Genomic DNA, 8,104 nt, shown 5'->3' on the forward strand with positions numbered 1-8,104 from the left:
CGTGGGAGAGTGGCGCGCGGCGGCGCTATTCGGCGGGAAGGTAGGACCACAACCCGGTGGCCTGCGAGGTGATGTCGTCGAAGGTCCAGTGGCGGCTCGTGTGGTCGCGGCTGAGGGGGTCGTTCACGGCCAGCATGCCGTGCTCGTCGATGCCGGTGACCACGACGTAGGTGGCGGAGGGGCCGAACGCCGAGTTCGCCTTCATGGCGGCGATGATGGGGCGGTCGCCGATGAGCTCGCGGCGCATGGCCAGCTCGTTCGGCTCGATCTCGCGCGCGGTGAGGCCGAGGTCGGCTGCGCCGTCGGTGAGCAGGCCCGAGGCGTCGGAAGCGCCCGCGAACCCGCTGCGCTGCGCGTACGAGGCCACCTCGACGGGCCCGGTGGTCGCGTCGCCCGTGGTTTCGATGTACACCATGGCCAGGCACAACGGGGCGGCGCCGGCATCGCCGATGGTGCCCGACCCGTAAGGGCGATCGGCCCATTGCGGGTCGTCCTGGTACAGCGTGGGCGTCACGCCGAGCTCCCACGACGACTGCGGCGTGCTGATGCTGCTCGTGCCGGTTGCGCTGGCGCTCTCGGTGGCGTTGGCGAACGGCACGACGGTGTCGTCGACGGCCCCCACGATGGCGCGCGCCGCGAAGATGCCGAGCAGTGCCGACACGATGGCCACGAGCACCATGAGCAGCACGGCCTTCGCCACCCGTCCCGGCTCGATGCGCTGATGCGCGGGATGGGCCGCAGCGGACGTGCCGGCGCAGACGGGGCGCACCGCTTCGGAGGGGGAGTAGGTTTTGATGCAGGTGGTGCGCTTCGGCGCGGATGCGTAGCGGATGCCGTGCGTTCGGTTGGGGAGGCAGCGGCGTTCCGTCGCGTACGGGTCGGCGCGGTAGTCGGAGCTGGCGCTTTGGGCGACGAAGTAGAGTAGGCCTCGATACGGCATGAACGCCTCCTTTCGGATTGGACGGGCAGATAGGTCGAGCCCCTCACGCATGACGAAGCGAGTGCGGGGCTCTGAGATTCGTTCGTTGTTCAGGAGTGTAGTGGGCGCGCGCATCTACGCGTGCGAGCTGGGACAACCGTCACCCCACCATGGGCGATCGGTCAGCAAGCCGACACCTCGGTAACCGGGCCGTCGCAAAGCGGGACGATGGGAGGGGGAGCGATGAGGGAGGAGCGAAGCGGGCGCGGGCGCGCTTATTCGATGGTCCAGGTTCCGAGCAGGGCGAGGTGGTCGGTGCCTTCCACCTTCGCCGTCTCGAGGTCGCCCACCGACATGGCGCTGTTCTTCGAGTAGACGATGTGGTCGATCTCGATCATGGGCGGCACGGGCAGCATGGCGTAGCCCGGCTCCGACGGGTAGGTCATGTGGAAGCCCTCGCCGGCCTGCTCGGAGGCGTCCACGAGGGAATCGCCCAGGAAGCTGCGGAAGCGCGAATGGTCCCACGTGGAGTTGAAGTCTCCCATGATGAGGTACTCGTCGTCGTACTTGCGCAGCGAGGCGAGGTTCTTGAGGCTCTCGTTCCAAAACCCCTTCGTCCCCGACTTGGGCGAGGTGGGGTGGGTGCTGACGAGGCGCACCGTGCGCCCGCCGGCGACGATGGTGCAGGCGGGGGAGGCCGAGCCGGTGAGCGGCAGGAGGCTTTCGGAGACGTCGCTCATGGGCGCGAGCGTGTACAGGACGTTCACGCCGCCGTTGTCGTACGGGCCCGCCTCCCCGACGACGCGTGCGGGCAGCAGCTCGTCGAGGCCCGCCGCCGTGAGACGTTCGAGCAGCGAGGCGCTCACTTCTTGCAGGGCCAGCACCTCCACGCGCTGATCGCGCACCATCGACACGATCTGGTCGGCATCCGCGTGGCCGTTCTTCGTGTTGAGCGTCATGACGCGCATGATGGCGTCTTCCGTGGTCTGAACGGGCACGGGCGCCTTCGCCTCCTCGGCGACGCGGGGCGCGGGCAGGAAGAACCCCGCGTGCCACACCACCTGGCAGACGAGGCAGAGCGCCGTGAAGCCCGCGAGCGCCTTGCGCCGGGTGAGGGCGGCCACGACGAGGACGAGGGCGCTCGGGATGGCCAGCCACGGCACGAACGCCGCGGCTTCGGGGATGAGGCGGCCGTTGCTCAGGACGGACGGCGCGAAACGCGTGGCCATGAGCACGACGAGACACGCGGTGAGCGCCCACAGCGCCACGCTCACGACCGTGCGCGCGACGGAGCGGCGGTGCCGCTCGGGCGAGGCGTGCTGCGCGGTCCTCTGGGTCATGGCTCTCTTCCGTCTGCAGGGCGGCGACGCTCGCCGCCCGGTTCGTCTATAAGCGTGCCATTATAAGCGACCGCGCCCTCAAGGGCCACCTCCGAGCGCGCAGGGACAGCCGTTGCGCAAATCCTAGGGCGCTCGTGTGCATTTCCTGGGGGATTGCTTCGATCTTCAAAGTTTTTCTTGCATCCCTTGAGCGCGGGGGTATACTTTCCTCCAACAAGTTCATAGACGAAATGCGTTGACGAGGACAGTAGGGACGAACCCATCTTCAGAGAGCCGGCGGGTGCTGCGAGCCGGTGATGGGCGGCCTGAACGCCACCTCCGAGCAGTTCGGCTCGAACGTTTCGGCACGCAGCGGACGACCTTCGCGTGCAGTCGAGGCAAGTAGGCTGAACCGGCGACTCCGTTATCAGTCCGACTCGAGATCGACCGTACGCGCCGGGCGCGCGAACCATCGTATCTCCCTTCCTTCTGAGGTCCTGGTGCAGCTTACCTGCAACGGGATTTTTTTGTGGGCTCATCCGGCACAGCCACAACCAGGAAGGAAGGATCAGCATGCAGCTACGTAGCGATGCTATACGTTGCGGCACGGCGCGCGCTCCCCACCGCAGCCTGCTCAAGGCCGACGGGATCACCGACGAGGAGCTGAAGCGGCCGCTCGTCGCCGTCTTCAATTCGAAGAACGACATCATCCCCGGGCACAACAACCTCGACAAGATCGCCGAGGCCGTGAAGGCCGGCATCTACATGGCGGGCGGCGTTCCCTTCGAGATCTCCACCATCGGCGTGTGCGACGGCATTGCCATGAACCACGACGGCATGCACTACTCCCTCGTGTCGCGCGAGACCATCGCCGACAGCCTGGAATGCGCCGTGCAGGGCCACGCCTTCGACGCGCTCGTGTGCATCCCGAACTGCGACAAGATCGTGCCGGGCATGCTGCTGGGCGCGCTGCGCGTGAACATCCCCACGGTGTTCGTGTCAGGCGGCCCCATGCTGGCCGGCAAGCAGCCGGGCGGCTGCGGTCCCACCACCGACCTCAACACGCTGTTCGACGGCGCGGCCTCGGTGCAGCACGGCGACATGACCGAAGAACAGCTGAAGTACTACGAGGACACGGCGTGCCCCACCTGCGGCAGCTGCTCGGGCATGTTCACGGCGAACTCCATGAACTGCCTGTGCGAGGCCCTCGGCATCGCGCTGCCGGGCAACGGCACCATCCCGGCCGTGTACTCCGAGCGCATCCGCCTGGCGAAGCACGCGGGCATGAAGGTGATGGAGCTGCTCGAGAAGGGCGTCTGCGCGCGCGACATCGTGAGCGCGGCGGCCATCCGCAACGCCATGGAATGCGACATGGCCTTCGGCGGCTCCACGAACACGGTGCTGCACCTCACGGCCATCGCGCGCGAAGCGGGGCATCCCATCACGATGGACGATTGGGACGCCGCTTCCGCTCGCACGCCGCACCTCGTGAAGCTGCAGCCCTCGGGCCCGCGCCCGCTGTCCGACCTCTACGAGGTGGGCGGTGTGCCGACGGTCATGCACGAGCTGGCCGAGCTCGACCTGCTCGATCGCAGCGCCCTCACGTGCATGGGCACGCTCGACGAGTACCTGGAGTCCTGCACGAAGCCGGCCGACGGCGAGGTGTGCCGCGCGCACGACAACCCGTTCAGCCCGGTGGGCGCCCTGCGCGTCCTGCACGGCAACATCGCGCCCGACGGTGCCATCGTGAAGAAGTCGGCCGTCGACCCGTCCATGCTCACGCACACCGGCCCCGCCCGCTGCTTCGACAGCGAGGAGCAGGCCTGCGCCGCCATCAACGCCGGGCAGATCGTGGCCGGCGACGTGGTGGTCATCCGCTACGAGGGCCCGAAGGGCGGCCCGGGCATGCGCGAGATGCTGACGCCCACCTCGTCCATCGTGGGGATGGGCCTGTCCACGAGCGTGGCGCTCATCACCGACGGGCGCTTCTCGGGCGCGACGAAGGGCCCGGCTGTGGGGCATGTGAGCCCGGAAGCCGCGGCGGGCGGCCCCATCGCGCTCATCGAAGAGGGCGACCTCGTGACGGTGGACATCGAAGGCGGCGCGCTCATGCTGGACGTGGACGACGCCGAGCTGGAGCGCCGTCGCGCGGCCTGGGTGCCGCCGGCGCCGAAGCACGACCACGGCGTGCTGGCGAAGTACGCGAAGCTCGTTTCATCCGCAGACAAGGGGGCGTATGTGTCATGACGAACGCACGCAGCACCGCATCCGACGATAGCGCACCACGCCAGACGCAGGCCAACGCCACCGCGGCCGGCGCCTCGCGCGGCTTGGGAAGCAAGACGCCCAAGCAGGGCGCAACCATGACGGGCGCGCAGGCCGTGGTGGCCTCGCTCGAGGCCGAGGGCGTCGACCTCGTGTTCGGCTACCCGGGCGGGCAGGCCATCAAAATCTACGACGCTCTGTACGATTCCAAGCAGATCAACCACGTGCTGGCGCGTCACGAGCAGGGCGCGGTGCACGAGGCCGACGGGTACGCGCGCGCCACGGGCAACGTGGGCGTGGCCATCGTGACGAGCGGCCCGGGCGCCACGAACACCGTCACAGGCATCGCGACGGCCTACATGGACTCCGTGCCGCTCGTGGTGATCACGGGCCAGGTGCCGCGCGGCGTCATCGGCACCGACTCGTTCCAGGAGTCGGACATCGTGGGCATCACCATGCCGGTGGTGAAGCACAGCTACCTGCTGCAGTCCACCGACGAGCTCACCCGTACGTTCCGCGAGGCGTTCCACATCGCCAAGACGGGCCGTCCCGGCCCCGTGCTCATCGACATCCCGTCGGATTTGGCCAGCGAGCCGCTCGTGTTCGAATACCCCGACGACGTGAACCTGCCCTCGTACAAGCCCACGTATCGCGGTAACGCCAAGCAGATCAAACAGGCCGTTTCCCGCATCAAGCAGGCGGAGCGTCCCGTGCTGTACGTGGGCGGCGGCATCGTGTCGTCGGGCGCGGCCGAGGAGCTCAAGGCGCTCGCCGAGCTCATGCAGATCCCCGTGGTCACCACCCTCATGGGCAAGGGCGCGTTCCCCGCGTCGCACGCCCTCAACCTGGGGCCCGTGGGCATGCACGGCTCGAAGTACGCCAACCTCGCCATGACGGAGAGCGACCTGCTCATCGCGGCGGGCGCGCGCTTCTCCGACCGCGTGACCGGCAAGCTCGACGAGTTCGCGCCGCACGCCGACGTCATCCACATCGACATCGATCCGGCCGAGATCGGCAAGGTGCGCGAGGTGCAGGTGCCCATCGTGGGCGACCTCAAGGGCGTGCTCGACGGCATCGTGGGGACGCTCGAGAAGGAAGGCGCGCGCCCGAACGACGGCGATTGGGTGGCGCAGATATCCGCTTGGCGCACGCGCTACCCGTTCTACCATCCGGGCGTGGGCGACAAGCCCGACGAGATCGTTCCCGAAGTGGTGCTGAAGAAGCTGTCCGACCTGCTCGACCCGCAGAAGAGCGTCGTGGTGACCGAGGTGGGGCAGCATCAGATGTGGGCGGCTCAGAGCGTCGATCGCGAAGCGCCGCGCAGCTTCATCTCCTCCGGCGGCCTCGGCACGATGGGCTTCGGCTTCCCGGCCGCCATCGGCGCGGCCATCGGGTGCCCGGAGAAGCTTGTGGTGTGCGTGGCCGGCGACGGATCGTTCCAGATGAACAGCCAGGAAATGGCCACGGCGGGCATCCACCGCGTGCCGGTGAAGGTGCTCATCCTGGACAACCGCTGCCTCGGCATGGTGCATCAGTGGCAGAAGCTGTTCTACGACGAGCGCTACTCGTCCACGCTGCTCGACGCGAACCCCGACTTCGTGAAGCTGGCCGACGCGTACGGCTGGCAGGGCGAGCGCGTGGAGTTGCCCTCGGAGGTGGACGCGGCGCTCGAGCGCATGTTGGCCAGCGACGGCCCCTACCTGCTCGACGTGGTGATCTCGCGCGACCAGAACGTGTATCCCATGGTGGCGCCGGGCCGCGCGCTCGACGAGGTGATCGGCGCCATCGACGTGGCCGTGGGAGCCGTGCGCACCGACGTGCCCGACGGCGACGACGAGAAGGGGGGCGCACGATGAAGCACATCCTGTCCGTTTTGGTGGAGAACAAGCCCGGCGTGCTGTCGCGCGTGACCGGCCTCATCTCGCGGCGCGGCTTCAACATCGAGTCGCTGTCGGTGGGTCCCACCGAAGACCCCACCATGTCGCGCGTCACGGCCATCGTGAAGGCCGACGAGGTGGCGTACGAGCAGATCACGAAGCAGCTGCACAAGCTGATCAGCGTGCATAAGATCACCGACCTCACCAACGACGCGGCCATCGAGCGCGAGCTCGTGCTGTTCAAGGTGAACGCGCAGCCCGACCGCCGGAACGAAATCATCGAGATCGCGAACGTGTTCCGCGCGAAGATCGTCGACGTGGGCAGGAGCTCGCTCACCATCGAGGCGACGGGCGACGAGAGCAAGCTCAAGGGCATGGAAGACCTCTTCCGCGCCTACGGCATCAAGGAAATCACCCGCACCGGCAAAATCGCCATGTCCCGCAACAGCAAGGACGTGTGAGCGCGCGTGCGCGAACCAGGTACCCTCAGCCAATAGAAAGGAAAAACGAACATGGCTGTCACGATCTACCACGAGAACGATGCGAACCCCCAGCTCATCCAGGATAAGAAGGTGGCCATCATCGGCTACGGCAGCCAGGGCCACGCCCATGCGCTCAACCTGAAGGACTCGGGCTGCGACGTGCGCGTCGGCCTGCGCGAGGGCTCGAAGTCGCGCCGTCAGGCCGAGGAGGCGGGCCTCAAGGTGATGAGCGTCGCCGACGCCGCCGCGGAAGCCGACTTCATCATGATCCTCACGCCCGACGAGACCCAGGCCGCCACGTACGAAGCCGAGATCGCCCCGAACCTCAAAGCCGGCGACACGCTGGCCTTCGCGCACGGCTTCAACATCCACTACGGCTACATCACGCCGCCGGCGGACGTGGACGTGGTGATGATCGCGCCGAAGGGCCCCGGCCACATGGTGCGCCGCGTGTTCACCGAGGGCGCGGGCGTGCCCTGCCTCATCTGCGTGCATCAGGACGCGTCGGGCCAGGCCAAGGACGTGGCGCTGTCGTACGCGTGGGGCATCGGCGGCGCGCGTGCCGGCGTCATCGAGACGACGTTCAAGAACGAGACGGAAACCGACCTGTTCGGCGAGCAGGCCGTGCTGTGCGGCGGCGTGACGGCGCTGATCAACGCCGGGTTCGAGACGCTCGTCGAGGCGGGCTACCCGCCCGAGATGGCCTACTTCGAGTGCTTCCACGAGATGAAGCTCATCGTGGACCTCATGTACGAGGGCGGCATGACGAACATGCGCTACTCCATCTCGAACACGGCCGAGTACGGCGACTACTACGCCGGCCCGCAGGTGATCACCGAGGAGGCCAAGGCCGCCATGAAGACCATCCTCGAGCGCATCCAGGACGGCAGCTTCGCCCACGAGTTCATGGAGGACTCGAAGAACGACCAGACGTGGCTCAAGGAACAGCGCATGGAGCACGGCAACGCCCAGATCGAAGAAGTGGGAGCCAACATCCGCTCGATGTTCAGCTTCGTGAGGCGATAGGCCCCCAAACACTTGGCGCGCCTCCCTCATCACTTGGCGCACCCCTCCCATCGCTTGGCGCGCCACCCCCACCCCCATCACGTGGCGCGCCCGGGGTTTCACTTGGTCGTGTCGCCGCTGCGCGCCGATCGTTCAACCTGCGGGTTGTTCGGTCGGCGTGCGGTGCGTTGGGGGGCGGGAAGCCGTCGAGCGCGCCAAAAGAGGAGGGGAGGGAAG

Annotated in this window: 6 protein-coding genes; 4 read left to right on the top strand and 2 right to left on the bottom strand. The window is 67.6% G+C overall.

Annotated features, from left to right (window positions below; translation table 11 throughout):
• Window positions 1-25 precede the first annotated feature (25 nt).
• Together C1876_RS16115 and C1876_RS16120 are read right to left on the bottom strand one after the other, a co-directional pair.
• Window positions 26-940, bottom strand: a complete 915-nt coding sequence (locus tag C1876_RS16115) for a cysteine peptidase family C39 domain-containing protein (protein WP_114547745.1) — start codon at window positions 938-940, stop codon at window positions 26-28.
• Between the two features lie 254 nt (window positions 941-1,194).
• The gene (locus C1876_RS16120) at window positions 1,195-2,259 is read right to left on the bottom strand and encodes an endonuclease/exonuclease/phosphatase family protein (protein WP_114547746.1); all 1,065 of its coding nucleotides are present in this window, start codon (window positions 2,257-2,259) and stop codon (window positions 1,195-1,197) included.
• Between the two features lie 552 nt (window positions 2,260-2,811).
• Here C1876_RS16120 and ilvD point away from each other — a divergent pair.
• Genes ilvD through ilvC form a run of 4 tightly spaced genes read left to right on the top strand, consistent with a single transcriptional unit; the run spans window position 2,812 to window position 7,888 of the window.
• The gene (gene ilvD, locus C1876_RS16125) at window positions 2,812-4,485 is read left to right on the top strand and encodes a dihydroxy-acid dehydratase (RefSeq protein WP_114547747.1); all 1,674 of its coding nucleotides are present in this window, start codon (window positions 2,812-2,814) and stop codon (window positions 4,483-4,485) included.
• Window positions 4,482-6,359, top strand: a complete 1,878-nt coding sequence (gene ilvB / locus C1876_RS16130) for a biosynthetic-type acetolactate synthase large subunit (RefSeq protein ID WP_114547748.1) — start codon at window positions 4,482-4,484, stop codon at window positions 6,357-6,359. The genes ilvD and ilvB overlap by 4 nt, the downstream gene beginning before the upstream one ends.
• Complete coding sequence (ilvN, locus tag C1876_RS16135; RefSeq protein WP_114547749.1) at window positions 6,356-6,841, top strand: acetolactate synthase small subunit; 486 nt, start codon at window positions 6,356-6,358, stop codon at window positions 6,839-6,841. The genes ilvB and ilvN overlap by 4 nt, the downstream gene beginning before the upstream one ends.
• A gap of 51 nt (window positions 6,842-6,892) precedes the next feature.
• On the top strand, window positions 6,893-7,888 hold the full coding sequence (ilvC, locus tag C1876_RS16140) for a ketol-acid reductoisomerase (RefSeq protein ID WP_114547750.1): 996 nt from the start codon (window positions 6,893-6,895) through the stop codon (window positions 7,886-7,888).
• Window positions 7,889-8,104 lie beyond the last annotated feature (216 nt).

It is taken from the genome of Eggerthella sinensis (assembly GCF_003339815.1).
Lineage (GTDB): Bacteria > Actinomycetota > Coriobacteriia > Coriobacteriales > Eggerthellaceae > Eggerthella > Eggerthella sinensis.

Excerpts from the sequence above, each read along its gene's own strand:
- C1876_RS16115 (WP_114547745.1), bottom strand. The coding sequence starts at position 940 with ATGCCGTATCGAGGCCTACTCTACTTCGTCGCCCAAAGCGCCAGCTCC.
- C1876_RS16120 (WP_114547746.1), bottom strand. The coding sequence starts at position 2,259 with ATGACCCAGAGGACCGCGCAGCACGCCTCGCCCGAGCGGCACCGCCGC.
- ilvD (WP_114547747.1), top strand. The coding sequence starts at position 2,812 with ATGCAGCTACGTAGCGATGCTATACGTTGCGGCACGGCGCGCGCTCCC.
- ilvB (WP_114547748.1), top strand. The coding sequence starts at position 4,482 with ATGACGAACGCACGCAGCACCGCATCCGACGATAGCGCACCACGCCAG.
- ilvN (WP_114547749.1), top strand. The coding sequence starts at position 6,356 with ATGAAGCACATCCTGTCCGTTTTGGTGGAGAACAAGCCCGGCGTGCTG.
- ilvC (WP_114547750.1), top strand. The coding sequence starts at position 6,893 with ATGGCTGTCACGATCTACCACGAGAACGATGCGAACCCCCAGCTCATC.